This is a genomic window from Pseudomonas frederiksbergensis, from assembly GCF_003732275.1.
Taxonomy (GTDB): Bacteria; Pseudomonadota; Gammaproteobacteria; order Pseudomonadales; family Pseudomonadaceae; genus Aquipseudomonas; species Aquipseudomonas frederiksbergensis_H.
Genome location: NZ_MOBM01000038.1, coordinates 1,269,335 through 1,288,121 on the forward strand (window position 1 = coordinate 1,269,335; position 18,787 = coordinate 1,288,121).

Consider the following 18,787-nt stretch of genomic DNA (forward strand, 5'->3'; position numbering starts at 1 on the left):
TGCTTGCGACTGGCGCGCAATGATTCGCCGCAGGTCGCTGTCCATCCAGTGCGGATACATGCAGCGAGGTGACGACATGCCGAACGACTCCCGTCCCGCCGTGCTCGAACTGATCGGCAATACGCCGCTGGTGCGCGTCAGCCGCTTCGATACCGGCCCATGTACGCTGTTTCTCAAGCTCGAATCGCAGAACCCCGGTGGCTCGATCAAGGACCGCATCGGCCTGGCAATGATCGACGCCGCCGAGCGCGATGGGCGCCTGCGCCCCGGTGGCACCATCGTCGAGGCCACCGCCGGCAACACCGGTCTGGGCCTGGCCCTGGTCGGTCGGGCCAAGGGTTATCGGGTGGTGTTGGTGGTGCCGGACAAGATGTCCACCGAGAAGGTCCTGCACCTCAAGGCAATGGGTGCCGAGGTGCATATCACTCGCTCCGATGTCGGCAAGGGTCATCCCGAGTATTACCAGGACGTCGCTGCGCGGCTGGCGCAGGAAATTCCCGACGCCTTCTTCGCCGATCAATTCAACAACCCGGCCAACCCGCTGGCCCACGAGTGCAGTACCGCTCCGGAGATCTGGGCGCAGACTCAGCATGATGTGGATGCCATCGTAGTCGGCGTCGGTTCGGCCGGCACGTTGACCGGGCTGACCCGTTTCTTTCAGCGCGTACAACCGAACCTGGAAATGGTGCTGGCCGATCCGGTCGGTTCGGTGATGGCCGAATACAGCCGCAGCGGCACCCTCGGTACGCCCGGTTCCTGGGCGGTGGAGGGCATTGGCGAAGACTTCATTCCGTCGATTGCCGACCTGTCCAGCGTGCGTAAGGCCTATTCGATCAGCGACGAGGAAAGCTTCGATCATGCCCGCCAACTGCTGCGCGCCGAAGGCATTCTCGGCGGCTCTTCGACCGGCACATTGCTGGCGGCGGCATTGCGTTACTGCCGCGAACAAACCGAGCCGAAGCGGGTGGTCAGTTTCGTCTGCGACACCGGCACCCGTTACCTGTCGAAGGTCTACAACGACCAGTGGATGAACGATCAGGGGCTGCTTGCGCGCAAGCGTTACGGTGATTTGCGAGACCTGATCGCGCGGCGCTTCGAGGATGGCCGGGTGGTCAGCGTGGGGCCGGACGACACGCTGCTCACCGCGTTCCAACGCATGCGCCTGGCGGATGTGTCGCAACTGCCGGTGCTGGTGGACGGGCAACGACTGGTCGGCGTGATCGACGAGTCCGATATCTTGCTTGGTGTGCATGAAGACGCTTCACACTTCCGTATGCCGGTGAGCAGTGCGATGACCGACAAGCTGGAAGTCCTGCCACCCGGCGCCAGTCTGGGCGAGCTGGAGGCGAAGCTCGACCGTGGGTTGGTGGCGATGATCGCCGACACCTCGGGTTTCCATGGGCTGATTACTCGTGTCGACATGCTCAATTACCTGCGGAGATCCCTTACATGAGTCAGCACGATGAAACCGCCAAGCCACGTGCCTTCGCCACCCGTGTGATCCATGCCGGACAGACGCCGGACCCGACCACCGGGGCGCTGATGCCGCCGATTTATGCAAACTCCACCTATCTGCAACAGAGCCCGGGTGTGCATAAGGGCTTCGATTACGGGCGCTCGCATAACCCGACGCGCTTTGCGCTGGAGCGTTGTGTGGCGGACCTCGAGGGCGGTACTCGGGCCTTCGCCTTCGCTTCCGGGCTGGCGGCGATCGCCAACGTGCTCGAATTGCTCGATGCTGGCGCCCACATCGTCTCCGGCAATGACTTGTATGGCGGTACATTCCGACTGTTCGACAAAGTGCGCCAGCGCAGTGCCGGGCATCGCTTCAGTTTTGTTGATCTGACCGAGCTGACGGCCTTCGAAGCGGCGCTTCAGGACGACACGCGGATGGTTTGGGTCGAGACGCCGAGCAATCCTTTGCTGAGCCTCACTGACCTCGCCGCCGTCGCGCGTATCTGCCGCGAGCGAGGCATCATTTGTGTGGCCGACAATACCTTCGCCAGCCCTTGGATTCAGCGTCCGCTGGAGTTGGGCTTCGATATCGTGCTGCACTCGACGACCAAGTACCTGAACGGTCACTCCGATGTGATCGGCGGCATTGCGGTGGTCGGGCAGAATGCTGAACTGGCCGAGCGCCTGGGTTTCCTGCAGAACGCGGTGGGGGCGATCGCCGGGCCATTCGACGCTTTTCTCACGTTGCGCGGGGTGAAGACATTGGCGCTGCGCATGGAGCGCCATTGCAGCAACGCGCTGGAGCTGGCGCAATGGCTGGAGCGTCAGCCGCAGGTGGCGCGCGTCTATTATCCAGGCCTGCCATCGCATCCACAGTACGAACTGGCGCGGCGACAGATGCGTGGATTCGGCGGGATGATTTCCCTCGACCTGAACTGCGACCTGGCCGGCGCCAGGCGTTTCCTCGAGAGTGTGCGGATCTTCGCCCTGGCCGAGAGCCTGGGCGGAGTGGAAAGCCTGATCGAGCACCCGGCGATCATGACCCATGCCAGCATCCCGGCAGAAACCCGTGCGCAACTCGGTATTGGCGATGCGCTGGTGCGTTTGTCAGTGGGTGTCGAGGATGTCGAAGACCTGCGCGCCGATCTGGCACAGGCCCTGATGCAGATTAGTTAAACGCAATCAATGTGGGAGCGGGCTTGTGTGGCGAGGGGGCTTGCCCCCGTTGGGCCGCGCAGCTGCCCCCCCAAAAAACACCCACCGCGATCCTCCAGCTAAAAACGCATCAACCGGTTTTGCGACTGCTTCGCAGCCGAACGGGGGCAAGCCCCCTCGCCAAAGGCAAGCCCTATAGCCACAGGCCGCTCTCACAGGGCCGACCATCAGGCATAGCTTCTGAGGGCCTCCGGTGGAATGAACGCCTCCAGCTCAGCTTCCACAGCTTCGATGATTCGTTCTACATCCGCCGCATTCATGACCGTTGCGCAAGGAATGCCGGCAATGGCGATCATGGTTTCGCCACTGGCGCGGTCGAACAGCCGGGCAACCATACTGCCCGGTGCATCCATGGTCGCCTCGAAACCCATGGGATGAAAATGCCAGCGCATCAGCTGGCAGGCATTGGGAAAAGTGACTTTGCTGAAAGACCTTTCATTCATGTGTTGCCCACCTTCATCATCGAGCGCTTCCTTTAGCTCATGTTAGGAGGGAAGAACCTTCAATGGCTCAACCGGTGACTGTCTTTAAAAGTAGCATCCAGATGTGAAAATCATGTGGATTTTTTCAGTCCGTTTAGCGATTGGTTCATTTTTTTTTGACGCAGATCACGAGATACCGATTTTGTGGCGAAAGGCCAATATTGCCGGGGCATTCCACGGGGCCACAGACCAGCGGCATCGCCTTGTCCGGCGGTTATGGCGGGGAGGGCGTCGGTGCCAGCAACCTCGGCGGGCGAACCCTGGCCGACCTGATTCTTCAGCGCGATACCGAGTTGGTCCGCCAGCCGTGGGTCATTCCTCAGGGCGGTCTCGACATGCTCAAGGCCTGGGAGCCGGAGCCCTGCCGCTGGCTGGGCTACAACGCAATCATCCGGCCTGCCAGCTCTCCAATAATAAAGAAACAGCACCAGCGACCTCGCCAACGGTGACATCTGCGTGGCTGTCTACAACTAACTGATCGTTTAATTTATTTGATGGCAATGCGCTGGCACTTATATTAATAAGTCCAGAAAAATGCGAACTCATCTACAGAAAAACAACTTACCCCTATTTAATATTTAGATAGAAGATTGTCAGACAATCCGGCTAAAACCTTCAACTAAAAACTATATTTCGACAGCGCACGTACTGTTTGCTGGAGTTCGCCGGAACAGATCAATTTGACGTCAAAAAAAATGTAGACGTTTGATTTCGAATTGTGTCAGTTTTTATACGCCTTCATTGGGCGAGTGATAGGACGATCTCGCCAGAGATTGTCGTATCGGACAAAAACTGTTCCATTGCTAAACAAGGAAGTGTGTTTATGTCGAAAGTAAAAGACAACGCTATTGATCTTGCCGAACAGGCCTTTGCGCCATTGCAAGCGCTGGCTGCACCCAGTTCCGCCTACAACCAGATCGATAGTTTCAGCCATCAGTATGATCGGGGTGGCAATCTCACGGTCAATGGCAAACCCTCCTTCTCCGTCGACGAGGCTGCTACCCAGCTGCTGCGTGACGGCGCTGCCTACCAGGACAAGGACGGCAGCGGCAAAATCGAACTCACCTACACGTTCCTGACCTCGGCTTCGTCGAGCACCATGAACAAGCACGGCATCACCGGGTTCAGTCAGTTCAGCGCGCAACAGAAAGCACAGGCTGCACTCGCCATGCAATCCTGGGCCGATGTGGCCAATGTCACTTTTACCGAGAAGTCCTCAGGTGGTGACGGTCACATGACCTTCGGTAACTACAGCGGCGGTCAGGACGGCGCGGCGGCATTCGCCTACCTGCCTGGCACGGGTGCAGGTTATGACGGTACTTCCTGGTACCTGACCAACAGCAGCTACACGCCGAACAAGACGCCGGACCTGAACAACTACGGCCGTCAGACCCTGACCCACGAAATCGGTCACACCCTGGGCCTCGCTCACCCTGGTGATTACAACGCTGGTGAAGGCGCACCCACTTACAATGACGCGACTTACGGGGAAGACACCCGCGGCTACAGCGTCATGAGCTACTGGAGCGAAAGCAATACCGACCAGAATTTCAGCAAGAGTGGTGTGGAAGCCTATGCGTCCGGCCCGCTGATGGACGATATCGCCGCCATCCAGAAACTCTACGGTGCCAACACCACCACCCGTACCGGTGATACCACCTACGGCTTCAACTCCAACGCCGGTCGCGACTTCCTGAGCGCGTCTTCGTCGTCGGACAAAGTCGTGTTCTCGGTCTGGGATGCGGGCGGCAAGGACACCCTGGACTTCTCCGGGTTCACCCAAAACCAGAAGATCAGCCTCAATGAAGCCTCATTCTCCGACGTTGGCGGCATGGTGGGTAACGTGTCCATCGCCAAGGGCGTCACCGTCGAAAACGCGATTGGCGGTTCGGGTAGCGACCTGCTGATCGGTAACGGCGTGGCCAACGAATTGAAGGGCGGTGCCGGCAACGACATCCTCTTCGGCGCGGGCGGTGCGGACAAACTCTGGGGCGGTTCGGGTTCGGACACCTTTGTGTTTGCGGCCAGCAGCGACTCCAAGCCAGGTGCCGTCGACCAGATCCTCGATTTTGTCAGTGGCCTGGACAAGATCGACCTGACCGGCATCACCAACGGCGCAGGCCTGCACTTCGTGAATTCGTTCACCGGCGCGGCAGGTGATGCGGTATTGACCACTTCAGGCGGCAACAGCCTGTTGTCGGTGGACTTCTCCGGGCACGGCGTGGCTGACTTCCTGGTCAGCACCGTTGGCCAGGCGGCGTTCTCGGACATCGTGGCCTGATTCAGGGCAAAAAGGAGGGCGGCGCTTGAGGCGTCGTTCTCTGTCCCTTGTAGGCAGGTGCCATAAGTAAGGCTACAACATGAGTAAAACGCCCTATGATCCAGAACGCTTTTACCTACAAAGCAACCGCGTGGCTGTTGGCGACGCTGATGATGTTTCTTGGAGATGTAGCCATGGCACGCAGTCTTAAATTAGCCGATCCGTCGGAACTCGCCGGGAAATGGCAGGCCACCTTGAACACCGCGCAAGATTCGCCAGAGTCCCAGGCGCTGCAGGACAAACCGTCGAATGTTTGCTCGATCGAGCTCAAAGTGAACGAGACCCTGGGTGAGGGGGCTGACTGCCTCGGCGCCTGGCTGAACGAATCGGCGATTGGCTGGTTCCCGGAACCGGACGGTATTGCGGTGACCGGAAAAGAAGGCTCAAGAATTGTGTTTTTCAGCCGACAGCATGAGGGGTTTTATAAAAGCACCTTGAAGTCAGGTCTGATCATTACGCTCGAGCGCGCAGCGCTTAAGTGAGAAATGCCGGACCGGCACCAGGCGCTGAATATAAAGCTCGTTATTGCCGTTATAAGCAGCCGTTCAATAACCGGAGCTCTTTGAAGAACACAAAGAGTTGTTATTAATGTGTAAGCAATATCGGCGAAAGAACGTCTCGACCCATGTGCGGACAGTTAATTGGAACCTCGCCAAGTAAGGCGAGGATTAATACCTCAGGAAAAACCAATGAAGATGGCGAAGAGCCCGGCCACTGCACCGTTATTCAAGGCGCTGGGCGACTATAAAAGCATCCTGATCAGCGTCGGGTGTTTTACCGCACTGATTAATGTGCTGATGTTGGTCCCGTCGATTTATATGCTCCAGGTCTATGACCGGGTACTGTCTTCGCAAAATGAAACCACACTGGCGATGTTGTCGTTGATGGTGGTCGGATTCTTTGCCTTCATCGGTCTGCTGGAGATCGTGCGCAGCTTTATCGTCATTCGTATCGGCAGCCAACTGGAGCGCCGTTTTAACCTGCGGGTGTATCAAGCCGCTTTCGAACGCAACCTGTTCAAAGGCGAGGGCAACGCCGGGCAATCCTTGGGCGACCTGACCCATATTCGCCAATTCGTCACCGGCCCGGCGCTGTTTGCCTTCTTCGATGCACCGTGGTTTCCGGTCTATCTGTTTGTGATCTTTCTGTTCAACGTCTGGCTCGGTGTATTGGCCACCGCAGGTGCGGTGCTGCTGATCGGTCTGGCCTGCCTCAACGAGGCGATGACCAAAAAGCCTTTGGGCGAAGCCGCGGGGTTTTCCCAGAAATCCAGCCAACTGGCCACCAGTCACCTGCATAACGCCGAAACCATTCAGGCCATGGGCATGCTCGGTGTCTTGCGCAAGCGCTGGTTTGGGGTTCACTCGCGTTTTCTCGGCTTGCAGAATCAGGCCAGCGACACCGGCGCGGTCATCAGTTCCCTGAGCAAAACCCTGCGCCTGTGCCTGCAATCCCTGGTGCTGGGGTTGGGCGCCTTGCTGGTGATCAAGGGTGACATGACCGCCGGGATGATGATCGCCGGTTCCATCCTGATGGGCCGGGTACTGAGCCCCATCGATCAGTTGATCGCCGTGTGGAAACAGTGGAGCGGCGCCAAACTCGCTTACCGCCGTCTCGATGCCTTGCTGCAAGCCTTTCCACCGAGTGACGAGGCCATGGCGCTGCCGGCGCCGAAAGGCCAGATCACGTTCGAACAAGTCAGCGCCGGCCCGCCAGGGCAACGGGCAGCGACCTTGCACATGGTCAATTTCAACCTGGGCGCCGGGGAAGTGTTGGGCGTGCTCGGGGCTTCCGGCTCCGGTAAATCGACCCTGGCCCGGGTGCTGGTCGGCGTCTGGCCGACGTTGGGCGGCACGGTACGCCTCGACGGCGCGGACATTCATCGCTGGAACCGCGATGACCTTGGCCCCTACATCGGTTACCTGCCCCAGGACATCGAATTGTTCAGCGGCAGCATCGCCGAAAACATCGCCCGATTCCGTGAGGCGGACCCGCAAAAAGTCGTCGAAGCCGCGCAACAGGCCGGCGTTCATGAACTGATCCTGCGCATGCCGCAGGGCTACGACACGGTGCTTGGCGAGGACGGCAGCGGTTTGTCCGGCGGCCAGAAGCAACGTGTGGCCCTGGCTCGTGCGCTGTACGGCAACCCGAGCCTGGTGGTGCTGGATGAACCGAACTCCAACCTCGACACCGTCGGCGAAGCGGCACTGGCCGGCGCCATCGCGCACATGAAGGCCCGAGGCACCAGCGTGATTCTGGTCACCCATCGCTCTTCGGCCCTGGCCCAGGCCGACAAGTTGCTGGTGCTCAACGAAGGTCGCTTGCAGGCCTTCGGCCCAAGCCAGGAAGTGCTCAAGGCGCTTGCCGGTAACCAGTCAGGAGCCCAGGAGCAACAACGTGAAAAACCTGCGCAAGCACCGGGCGGGCTCAGCATGAGCCGGCAGTATCAGCCCACGACAAGGAATTCGGGTGTATGAGCAGCGCACGCATGAACGACGACAGCGAAGCGACCATGGAACACGATTATATCGCTGCACGCCCTGAGCGCGACGCGCGTTTCTTCGCCCGCATGGGCTGGATTCTGGCGATTGTCGGCGCCGGCAGTTTCTTCACCTGGGCGAGCCTTGCGCCGCTCGATCAAGGGATTCCGGTGCAGGGGACCGTGGTGGTCTCGGGCAAGCGCAAAGCCGTGCAATCGATGAGCAGCGGTGTGGTCAGCCAGATTCTGGTGCGCGAAGGCCAAGTGGTGAAGCAGGGTCAGCCGCTGTTCCGCCTCGACCAGACCCAGGTCGCGGCAGACGTTCAATCGCTGCAAGCGCAATACCGCATGGCGTGGGCCAGCCTGGCACGGTGGCAGAGTGAACGGGACAACCTCAAACAGGTGAATTTCCCCGTCGAACTGAGCAACGATCCTGACCCGCGTCTGGCCTTGGTACTCGAAGGCCAACGGCAATTGTTCAGCAGCCGTCGCGAAGCCTTTTCCCGTGAGCAAGCCGCCCTGCGCGCCAACATCGAAGGCGCGAGCGCGCAACTGGCCGGCATGCGCCGCGCGCGCACCGACCTGACGGCCCAGGCCAGTTCACTGCAACAACAATTGAGCAATCTGCAGCCCTTGGCGGATAACGGTTACATCCCGCGCAACCGCTTGATGGATTACCAGCGTCAGTTGTCGCAAGTGCAGCAACAGCTGGCAGAAAACACCGGCGAAAGTGGCCGCGTGGAGCAGGGCATCCTTGAATCCCGCCTGAAACTGCAACAGCACAGCGAGGAATACCAGAAGGAAGTCCGCAGCCAGCTGGCCGACGCGCAGCTCAAAAGCGTGACCCTGGAAGAGCAACTGACTTCCGCCGGCTTCGACCTGCAACACAGCGAAATCATCGCCACTGCCGACGGCATCGCCGTTAACCTTGGGGTTCACACCGAAGGCGCGGTGGTACGTCAGGGCGAGACACTGCTGGAGATCGTCCCGCAAGGCACCCGCCTGGAAGTGGAAGGGCACCTGCCGATCAACCTGATTGACAAGGTCGGCACGCACTTGCCGGTGGACATTCTGTTCACCGCGTTCAACCAGAGCCGCACCCCGCGGGTCCCCGGCGAAGTCAGCCTGATCTCCGCCGACCAAATGGTCGACGAAAAAACCGGTGTGCCGTACTACGTGCTGCGCAGCAGCGTCAGCGATCAGGCCATGGAAAAACTCAACGGTCTGGTGATCAAGCCCGGCATGCCGGCAGAAATGTTCGTGCGCACCGGTGAACGTTCACTCCTCAACTATTTGTTCAAACCGCTGCTCGACCGGGCAGGCTCCGCGTTGACCGAGGAATAAGGATGTTCGGCTGTATGAATAAGCTTTCCCTGCTCGCAGCGACCCTGGCGTTGCTGACATGCAACAGCGCGATGGCCATGGGGCCGTTCGACATTTATGAGCAAGCGTTACGCAATGATCCAGTGTTCCTCGGCGCCATCAAGGAGCGCGATGCAGGCCTTGAAAACCGTGCCATCGGCCGCGCCGGGCTGCTGCCGAGACTGGGTTACAACTACAACAAGGGGCGTAACACCTCCAAGGTCACTCAAATTAATGAGGGGAGACCAGACTTCACCGAGGACCGCAACTACAGCAGTTACGGCTCGACCTTGACCCTGCAACAGCCGCTGCTGGACTACGAGGCCTACGCGGCGTACCGCAAAGGCGTGGCGCAATCGCTGTTCGCTGACGAAAATTTTCGTGGCAAGAGCCAGGAACTGCTGGTTCGCGTGCTGGAAAATTACACCAAGGCGCTGTTCGCTCAGGACCAGATCGACATCGCGCGGGCCAAGAAAAAAGCCTTCGAACAGCAGTTTCAGCAGAACGAGCAGATGTTCCGCCAAGGGGAGGGTACGCGCACCGATATCCTCGAAGCCGAGTCACGTTACGAGCTGGCGACCGCCGAGGAAATCGAGGCGCGCGATGAACAGGATGCGTCCTTGCGGGAGCTGGGCGCACTGATTGGCGTGCCAGCCATCGACATCGGCGACCTGACGCCGCTGGATCAGAACTTCCAGACGTTCACCCTGCAACCGGCCAATTACGACACCTGGCACGAGATGGCGGTGGCCAACAACCCGAACCTGGCCTCCCAGCGCCAGGCGGTGGAAGTGGCGCGTTACGAGGTCGAACGCAATCGCGCTGGCCACCTGCCAAAAGTCAGCGCTTACGCCTCGGTGCGCCAGAACGAATCGGAAAGCGGCAACACCTATAACCAGCGCTACGACACCAACACCATCGGTATCGAAGTCAATGTGCCGCTGTATGCCGGTGGCGGGGTCTCGGCCTCGACCCGCCAGGCCAGCCGCACCATGGAACAGGCCGAGTACGAGCTGGACGGCAAGACCCGGGAAACCTTGATTCAGCTGCGCCGCCAGTTCAGCGCCTGCTTGTCGGGGATCAACAAGTTACGGGCTTATCAGAAAGCGTTGACGTCGGCGGAAGCGCTGGTGGTCTCGACCAAACAAAGCATTTTGGGCGGTGAGCGGGTCAACCTCGATGCGCTGAACGCAGAACAACAACTGTTCACCACCCGCCGGGATCTGGCCCAGGCGCGTTACGACTATTTGATGGCCTGGACCAAGTTGCACTACTACGCGGGAACCTTGAACGAGCAAGACCTGGCCAAGGTGGATGAGGCCTTCGGCCAGGGCCCGAACATGGAAAATCGCACATCCCCGTAGGAGCTGCCGAAGGCTGCGATCTTTTGATCTTCCGGCGTCTTGCTGACGCTAAAAGATCGCAGCCTGCGGCAGCTCCTACAAAAAACAAAAAAAGCGAGAGTCATGAACATGGACGTACAGATCAAGCCGATGTCGGTCGGCACGCTATTGCTCTTGATTTCATCAGTACCAGGCCCAGCCCAGGCGCTTTACCTGGAAACCGGCAAACCCGGCGATCCCGCCAGTTGGCGCTCGGCAGAGTTCCAGCGCGATTGGGGGCTGGCGCGCATGCAGGCCGATCAAGCCTATGCCGCCGGCATCACCGGCAAGGGCGTGAAAATTGGCGCGCTGGATTCCGGTTTCGATTCCAGCCATCCCGAATTTGCCGCCGACCGTTATCACTCAGTGACCGCCAGTGGCAGCTATGTCGATGGCTCGGCGTTCAATGTCGACGGCACGCTCAACACCAACAACGACTCCCACGGCACCCACGTCACCGGCACCATGGGCGCTTCCCGGGATGGCAGCGGCATGCACGGCGTGGCGTACAACGCGCAAATCTACGTTGGCAACACAAACAAGAACGACAGCTTCCTGTTCGGCCCCAATCCGGACCCGCGCTATTTCAAAGCGGTCTATAACGCCCTGGCAGATGTCGGTGTACGCGCGATCAACAACAGCTGGGGCAGCCAGCCGCCGGATGTCAGCTACCGAACCCTCGACGACCTGCACGCCGCCTACGCCCAGCACTGGAACAAAGGCACCTGGCTCGATGCCGCCGCCGACGTTTCGCGCCGCGGCGTGATCAACGTGTTCAGTGCCGGCAACAGCGGTTACCCGAATGCCAGCGTGCGTTCAGCCTTGCCGTATTTCCAGCCGGACCTGGAAGGCCACTGGCTGGCGGTGTCGGGGCTGGATCAAAGCAATCAGCAGAAATACAACCAGTGCGGGATCGCCAAGTACTGGTGCATCACCACACCGGGCGCGAAGATCGACAGCACCATTCCCGGCGGCGGTTACGCGATCAAGTCCGGCACCTCCATGGCTGCGCCGCATGCCACCGGAGCACTGGCGCTGGTGATGGAACGCTATCCGTACATGAACAATCAGCAGGCGCTTGAGGTGCTGCTGACCACCGCGACCCAGCTCGACGGTTCGGTCACCGACGCACCGAGCACGCGCATCGGTTGGGGGGTGGCCAACCTTGAACGGGCGATGCGCGGGCCGGGGCAATTGCTCGGGGCGTTCGACGCCAATCTGGGGGCAGGGCAAAGCGATGTCTGGAGCAACGGCATTTCCGACAAGGCGCTGATTCAGCGTCAGGCCGAAGACGCCGCCGAACGCAGCGCCTGGCAACAGACGTTGAAGGACAAGGGCTGGGAGAACGGTGTCCCGGCTGGCGCCAGTCAGCAGGATCAGACCGATTACGCAGTGGGCACAGCTCGCGATTCCGCCGCCGCCAACCGAGTCTACGAAGGCAGCCTGATCAAGTCCGGTGCCGGGCGGTTGATGCTCACTGGCGACAACACTTATCGCGGCCCGACTACGGTCAACGGCGGGTTGCTGGCGGTGAACGGCTCGCTGACGTCGGCGGTCACCGTCAATGACAGTGGCACCCTCGGCGGTAACGGACGAATCGCTGCCTTGACCGCCAATCCCGGCGGCACCGTGGCGCCCGGTAATTCCATCGGTACGTTGCAAGTCAGCGGCGATGTGACGTTTGCGCCGGGTTCGACCTATGCCGTCGAACTGTCACCCACCAGCAGCGACCAGATTATTGCGGGCGGTACGGCCACGATCAGCGGCGCCACCGTGAGCCTGTCGCTGGAAAACAGCCCGACCTTGCTCAGCACCCAACAAGTGCAAAGCCTGCTGGGCAATCAGTACAACATCCTGCAAGCGGCGGGCGGTATTCAAGGCCAGTTCGGCGCGGTGCTGCCTAACTACCTGTTCATCGGCGGCAGCCTTGATTACGCCGCCACCGGCATTCAGCTGAGCGTTGAACGCAACGCCACAACCTTCGCCAGCGTCGGGCAAACCCCAAATCAGCGTTCTGTCGCCGCCGCAGTGGAAGGGCTTGGCGCGGGTAACGCCGTCTACGAAAGCCTGCTGCTGTCGCCCACCGCAAGTTCGGCGCAACAGGCGTTCCAGCAGTTGTCGGGAGAAATTTACCCGGCGCTGGGCTCGGTACTGATCAACGACAGCCGTTATCTGCGGGATGCGGTCGGTGAGCGTCTCAACGACGCCAACAGTTCCCGAAGCAACGGCTGGATCAAAGCGTTGGGCGCTTGGGGCAAGACCGATGACAGCCACGACACCGCCGGCTACACCACCTCGATTGGCGGTTTGCTGGCGGGTGTCGATGGTGCGGTGGATGACCAAACCCGTGTGGGCCTGGTCGCCGGTTATAGCGACAGCTCGGTCAGCATGGGCTCCGGAACTCATTCATCAGCGCAGGTCGACAGTTATCACCTGGGCGCCTATGCCGGCCACGAAATGGGCGCCTGGCGTCTGAGTGCCGGCGGCGCCTACAGCTGGCATCGGGCCGACGTCAAACGTGACCTGCAATACGGCGACGTCAGCGCCAAACAGAAAGCCAAAGTCGATGCCGGGACCACCCAGGTGTTTGGCGAAGCGGCCTATCGCTTGAACCTGCAAACACTGGCTTTGGAGCCGTTCGCCAACCTGGCTTACGTACACCTCGACACTGAGGGCTTCACCGAAAAAGGTGACGCCGCAGCGCTCAAAAGCAGCGGCGACCGGCGTGACGCGGTACTCAGCACCTTGGGCATGCGAGCTCTGAAAACCCTGAGGCTGTCCGGTCAGCAACAGCTGGACCTGAGCGGCAGCCTTGGCTGGCAGCACAACCTGAGCAACACCGATTCCGAGGAACACCTGGCGTTTGCCAGCGGTGGCACTCCGTTCGTGGTGGAAAGCTCGCCACTGGTTCGCGATGCGGCGCTGGTGGGCGCCCATGCCAGCCTGGCCTTGAGCCGAGATGTTCGGCTGAACCTCGATTACACCGGCCAACTGGCCAGCCGCGAGAAAAGCCACGGCGTCGGGCTGAGTCTCAATTGGCAGTTTTAACGGCGGCGAAGGGATTGCCCTCATGCCTAGTCAAGGTGCGCAAACCTGTGGGAGCGAGCCTGCTCGCGATGACGGCGGAACATTCAGCATCAATATTGACTGACCCGACGCTATCGCGAGCAGGCTCGCTCCCACAGGTTCCGAGCCTTGACTGACAGGAATTGGGTGGGCCTTGAGGCACAAGGATTTTGGCAACATAACTAAGGATGGTCGCTGGATGAGAGCTGAAAACAACAATTCGCCCGCTCGGTCGGGCAGCACGTTTACTACTTTAAAAACCCTCAATCGCGCCTTGCTCTGCGCATTGGCCACCCTGGGCACCGCACACGCGGCGCCCTACGTGGAAAACGGCCGGACAGGCGATCCCGATAGCTGGCGCAGCACGGAGTTCAACGCCGACTGGGGCCTGGGTGCGATCAATGCTCAGGAGGCCTACGCCGCCGGTTACACCGGCAAAGGCGTGAAACTGGGGATCTTCGACCAACCGGTTTACGCCTTGCACCCGGAATTTTCCGGGGCCAATAAGGTGATCACGCTGGTCACCAGCGGCATCCGCGAATACACCGACCCGTACATTCCGGTCAAAGCCGGGGACGCCTTTCTGTATGACGGTTCGCCCTCGGTGGGCTCCAACGGCAAACTCGGCGCCCACGGCACTCACGTCGGCGGGATCGCCGCGGGCAGTCGCGATGGCGGGCCGATGCACGGCGTCGCCTTTGGTGCGCAAATCATCAGCGCCGACAACGGTGACCCGGGCCCGGAAGACGGCATCATTCGCGGCAACGACGGCGCGGTGTACAAGGCCGGTTGGGATGCCCTGATCGCCAGCGGCGCGCGGATCATCAACAACAGCTGGGGCATCGGTATCACTGATCGCTTCGACCTGGGTGGTCGGGACCCGGCGTACCCGCACTTCACCGTGCAGGACGCACAACTGCAATTCAACGAGATCCAGACTTTGCTGGGGACCAAACCCGGCGGTGCCTACGACGGCGCCATCGCGGCGGCCCGCAGTGGCATCGTGACGATCTTCGCCGCCGGCAACGACTACAACCTCAACAACCCGGACGCCATCGCCGGCCTCGGTTACTTCGTCCCGGAGATCGCGCCGAACTGGATGACCGTCGCCGCGTTGCAGAGGAATCCGGACACCAGCAGCTCCGATCCTTATAACATCAGCACCTTCTCGTCGCGCTGCGGCTACACCGCGAGCTTCTGCGTGTCGGCGCCGGGCAGCCGGATCTACAGCTCGATCATCAGCGGCACCAATGCCGACAACCTGACCACCGGCTACGCCAATTACAACGGCACCTCCATGGCGGCGCCGCACGTTGCAGGCTCGGTGGCGGTGTTGATGGAACGCTTCCCGTACATGACCGGCGCGCAAGTCGCCAGTGTGCTGCGCACCACCGCCACCGACCTCGGCGCACCCGGCGTCGACTCGCTGTACGGCTGGGGCATGATCAACCTGCGCAAAGGCATCGATGGCCCGGCGATGTTCGTGACCGAGCAGGACATTCCCGAGGAATTTCGCATCGAAGGCGCCTACGGCTCCAGCCAGTTTGTCGCGGACTTGCCAGGTATCGGCGCGATCATCGACGCCGGCAAACCCACCGAGCGCGTGTGCAATGACGTGCACTGCGGGCTCGACGTCTGGCGCAACGACATTTCCGGTCATGGCGGCCTGACCAAGCAGGGCATCGGCACGCTGGTGCTGACCGGCGCCAACACCTACGCCGGCCCGACCCTGGTCAATCAGGGCCGGTTGGCGATCAACGGTTCACTGCTTTCAGCCGTCACCGTCAATGACAGCGGGATCCTCGGCGGTAACGGCAGCATTGCGGCGCTGACCGCGAAAAGCGGCGGTACCGTGGCGCCCGGCAACTCCATCGGCACCTTGCAAGTGGCGGGCGACGTGACCTTCGAGCCTGGTTCGACCTACGCGGTAGAACTGTCGCCCACCAGCAGCGACCAGATCATTGCCGGCGGCAAGGCGATCATCGAGGGCGCAACCGTCAGCCTGTCCCTGGAAAACAGCCCGACATTGCTGACCACCGGCGAAGCGAAAACCCTGCTCGGTAATCAGTACAACATTCTGCAAGCGGCCGGTGGGATCGAAGGGCGCTTCGGTGCGGTGGTGCCGGACTACCTGTTCCTCGGCGGCACCCTCGACTATGCGGCTAACGGCATTCAACTGGCTGTGGTGCGCAACGCGACGTCCTTCACCAGCGTGGGCCAAACCCCGAACCAACGCGCCGTGGCCGCTGCCGCCGAACAATTGGGCGCAGGCAATCCGCTCTACGAAACCCTGCTGCTGTCGCCGACCGCCGCTGTCGCGCAACAAGCGTTCCAGCAACTCTCCGGTGAGATTCATCCGGCAATCGGCACGCTGCTGATCAACGACAGCCGTTACCTGCGAGATGCAGTCGGCGAGCGTCTGCGCGAACACGATCTGTTCGACGCGGCGGCACCCACCGATGATCGCAGCAATGCCTGGCTCAAAGTGCTCGGCGCCTGGGGCAAGAGCGATGGCGGGCATGACAACGCCAGTTCCAACAGCTCCATTGGCGGGTTGCTGGCCGGTGTCGATGGCCTGATCACTGAAGATACGCGGCTGGGTTTCGTCACCGGTTATAGCGACAGTTCATTGAGCATGGGCGATGGCACACATTCGTCGGCCTCGGTCGACAGCTACCACTTGGGTGCCTACCTGGGCCATGAAATCGACGCGCTGCGCCTGAGCGTCGGTGGCGCCTACAGCTGGCATCGCATCGACGTCAAACGTGACCTGCAATTTAACGGCGTCAGCGGCAAGCAGAAATCCAAACGCGATGCGACCTCCGCGCAACTGTTCACCGAAGCGGCGTATCGCCTGGACCTGCAACCGATCGCTCTGGAGCCGTTCGTTAACTTGGCTTACGTGCATTTGAACACTGAAAGCTTCAGCGAAAAAGGTGATGCCGCAGCACTCAAGGGCGGTGAAAACAACCGCGACGTGGTGCTTTCGACCCTTGGCCTGCGGGCGAGCAAAGCCATTGCATTGTCCGACCAGCAACAGCTGGAACTGTCCGGCACGCTCGGTTGGCAGCACAACCTGAGCAACACCCGTTCCGAAGACCACCTGGCCTTCGTCAACGGCAACACCGTGTTCAGCGTGCAAAGCGTGTCCATGGACCGTGATGCCGCAGTGGTCGGTGTCCGTGCCGGCTTGGCGCTGGGCCGCGATACCCGTTTGAACCTGGATTACAACGGGCTGCTCGGCTCCCGGGAAAAAGACCACGGTGTGGGCCTGACCCTGGACTGGCAGTTCTGATTTGACGCTAAGGAAGCAAGAAGATGGGACTGTTTGATTACAAAAATGCCGGCAGTGAGGCCGGCAAGGCGCTGTACTCCGACGCGATCGCTTTGACGCTCTATGCGTACACGCCGACCGGCCAGCCACTGCCGGCGACCGCTTGGGCGCCGATTGGCGCGGCCGCGTTGGGCTATCAGGGCAACGTCGGCGCTCAAGGCACCTTCTATGGCGAGAAGGACGGCTTCACCAGCGCCGAAGCCGAAGTGCTCGGTAAATACGACGGGGCAGGGAAGCTGATCGGCATCGGTATCGCCTTCCGTGGCACCGGTGGCCTGGGCTACAGCGACACTTTCGGCGACATGAAAAACAATCTGTTGGCCGCGGTCGGCCCGGTGGATTACGCGACGAACTACGCGAAAAACGCCTTCGACACTTTGCTCAAGGACGTCGCCGCGTTTGCCATCGCCCATGGCCTGAGTGCCAAGGACGTATTGGTCAGCGGGCATAGCCTCGGCGGATTAGGGGTCAACAGCCTGGCGGAGTTGAGCGGGAACAATTGGGGCGGTTTCTTCAAGGACGCCAACTACATTGCCTTCGCCTCGCCGACCCAAAGCGCCACCGGCAACAACGTGCTGAACATCGGCTACGAGAATGATCCGGTGTTTCGAGTGCTCGACGGCACCACCTTCAGCAGTGGCTCGCTGGGCAAGCACGACGGTCATCAGGATTCGGCGACCAACAACATCGTCAACTTCAATGACCAATATGCCTCCACCGCGCAGAACCTGGTGCCGTTCAGCATCCTCAACCCGCTGAACTGGTCGGCCCACGGTTCGTTGGGCTATGCCGATGGCTTGAACCGGGTGATCGACTCGCGCTTCTACGACCTCACCGACAAGGACTCGACGCTGATCGTGTCCAACCTGTCGGAATCGTCTCGAGGCAGCACCTGGGTCGAGGACCTGGGCCGTAGCGGCGAGCCCCACACCGGCAGCACGTTCATTATCGGCACCGACAGCAATGACTTGCTCAAGGGCGGCGCGGGCAATGACTTCATCGAAGGCCGTGATGGTAACGACCGGTTCCGCGATGACGGTGGCTACAACCTGCTGCTGGGTGGCAAGGGCAGCAACACCTTCGAGCTGCAGAAGCCGTTGCAGAACTTCAGCTTTGCCAATGACGGCGACGGCACGCTGTATGTGCGCGATGCCTACGGCGGCATCAGCATGACCCGCGACATCGGCGCGCTAGTGAGCAAGGAATCGGGTTCGTGGTGGGGCAGCAAGGACATCACCTACAACGTCACCGCCAATGGCTTGCTCAATGGCACGGAACTGACCCATTACAACCACTCGCTCAACGGCGACGCCTACGGCAACACGCTGATGGCCAGTGTCGACGGTGACTGGCTGTTCGGCAACGCCGGCGACGACCTGCTGCGCAGCGACAAGAGCCACGTGACCTTCGTCGCTGGTACAGGCAATGACGTGATGCATGCCTCGGGGAGCGGCAACAACACCTTCCTGTTCAGCGGCGCCTTCGGCTTCGATGCGATCAATGGCTACCAGGGCAGCGACAAACTGGTGTTCATGGGCGTCCAGGGCGCGGGGCAGGGCTATGACTACACCCAACACGCGACCCAGGCCGGCAACGACACTGTGCTCAAGATTGGCGATTACGCCGTAACGCTGGTGGGCGTGGGTCTGGATAATCTCTCGGCTTCGGGAATTACGTTTGCGTAAAGGCTGC

11 protein-coding genes and 1 pseudogene are annotated in these 18,787 nt (G+C 60.7%); 11 read left to right on the plus strand and 1 reads right to left on the minus strand.

The features are described 5' to 3' along the window. Positions 1–76: 76 nt before the first annotated feature. Together BK662_RS25230 and BK662_RS25235 are read left to right on the plus strand one after the other, a co-directional pair. A complete protein-coding gene (locus BK662_RS25230; RefSeq protein WP_123359926.1) occupies positions 77–1,453 on the plus strand; it encodes a pyridoxal-phosphate dependent enzyme in 1,377 nt (458 codons plus the stop codon). Continuing rightward, the gene (locus BK662_RS25235; RefSeq protein ID WP_123359488.1) at positions 1,450–2,631 is read left to right on the plus strand and encodes a cystathionine gamma-synthase; all 1,182 of its coding nucleotides are present in this window, start codon (positions 1,450–1,452) and stop codon (positions 2,629–2,631) included. Before BK662_RS25230 ends, BK662_RS25235 begins: the two co-directional genes overlap by 4 nt. Before the next feature lie 206 nt (positions 2,632–2,837). Here the strand turns inward: BK662_RS25235 and BK662_RS25245 are convergent, their stop codons facing one another. Next, positions 2,838–3,113 carry a DUF1652 domain-containing protein gene (locus BK662_RS25245; RefSeq protein ID WP_123359486.1) on the minus strand — a complete coding sequence of 92 codons (276 nt, stop codon included), beginning with the start codon at positions 3,111–3,113 and terminating at the stop codon, positions 2,838–2,840. Between the two features lie 227 nt (positions 3,114–3,340). On the opposite strand from BK662_RS25245, the pseudogene BK662_RS25250 reads away from it, so the two are divergent. From BK662_RS25250 to BK662_RS25290, 9 genes and pseudogenes are all read left to right on the plus strand, one after another. Beyond that, a pseudogene (locus BK662_RS25250) lies at positions 3,341–3,601 on the plus strand (hypothetical protein); the annotation flags it as partial. 374 nt (positions 3,602–3,975) lie between these two features. Then, positions 3,976–5,433 carry a serralysin family metalloprotease gene (locus tag BK662_RS25255; RefSeq protein WP_123359485.1) on the plus strand — a complete coding sequence of 486 codons (1,458 nt, stop codon included), beginning with the start codon at positions 3,976–3,978 and terminating at the stop codon, positions 5,431–5,433. Between the two features lie 95 nt (positions 5,434–5,528). Then, positions 5,529–5,954: an AprI/Inh family metalloprotease inhibitor gene (locus BK662_RS25260; protein ID WP_123359484.1), complete on the plus strand. Its 426-nt coding sequence runs from the start codon at positions 5,529–5,531 to the stop codon at positions 5,952–5,954. 207 nt (positions 5,955–6,161) lie between these two features. After that, complete coding sequence (locus BK662_RS25265) at positions 6,162–7,949, plus strand: type I secretion system permease/ATPase (RefSeq protein WP_123359483.1); 1,788 nt, start codon at positions 6,162–6,164, stop codon at positions 7,947–7,949. After that, the gene (locus BK662_RS25270) at positions 7,946–9,295 is read left to right on the plus strand and encodes an HlyD family type I secretion periplasmic adaptor subunit (RefSeq protein ID WP_123359482.1); all 1,350 of its coding nucleotides are present in this window, start codon (positions 7,946–7,948) and stop codon (positions 9,293–9,295) included. The genes BK662_RS25265 and BK662_RS25270 overlap by 4 nt, the downstream gene beginning before the upstream one ends. Before the next feature lie 2 nt (positions 9,296–9,297). Next, on the plus strand, positions 9,298–10,677 hold the full coding sequence (locus BK662_RS25275) for a TolC family outer membrane protein (RefSeq protein WP_123359481.1): 1,380 nt from the start codon (positions 9,298–9,300) through the stop codon (positions 10,675–10,677). 108 nt (positions 10,678–10,785) lie between these two features. After that, a complete protein-coding gene (gene eprS / locus BK662_RS25280; RefSeq protein WP_123359925.1) occupies positions 10,786–13,743 on the plus strand; it encodes an autotransporter serine peptidase EprS in 2,958 nt (985 codons plus the stop codon). A 217-nt stretch (positions 13,744–13,960) separates the two neighbouring features. Beyond that, complete coding sequence (locus tag BK662_RS25285; protein WP_123359480.1) at positions 13,961–17,056, plus strand: autotransporter serine protease; 3,096 nt, start codon at positions 13,961–13,963, stop codon at positions 17,054–17,056. A gap of 23 nt (positions 17,057–17,079) precedes the next feature. Further along, positions 17,080–18,780, plus strand: a complete 1,701-nt coding sequence (locus BK662_RS25290; protein ID WP_123359479.1) for a polyurethane esterase — start codon at positions 17,080–17,082, stop codon at positions 18,778–18,780. Positions 18,781–18,787 lie beyond the last annotated feature (7 nt).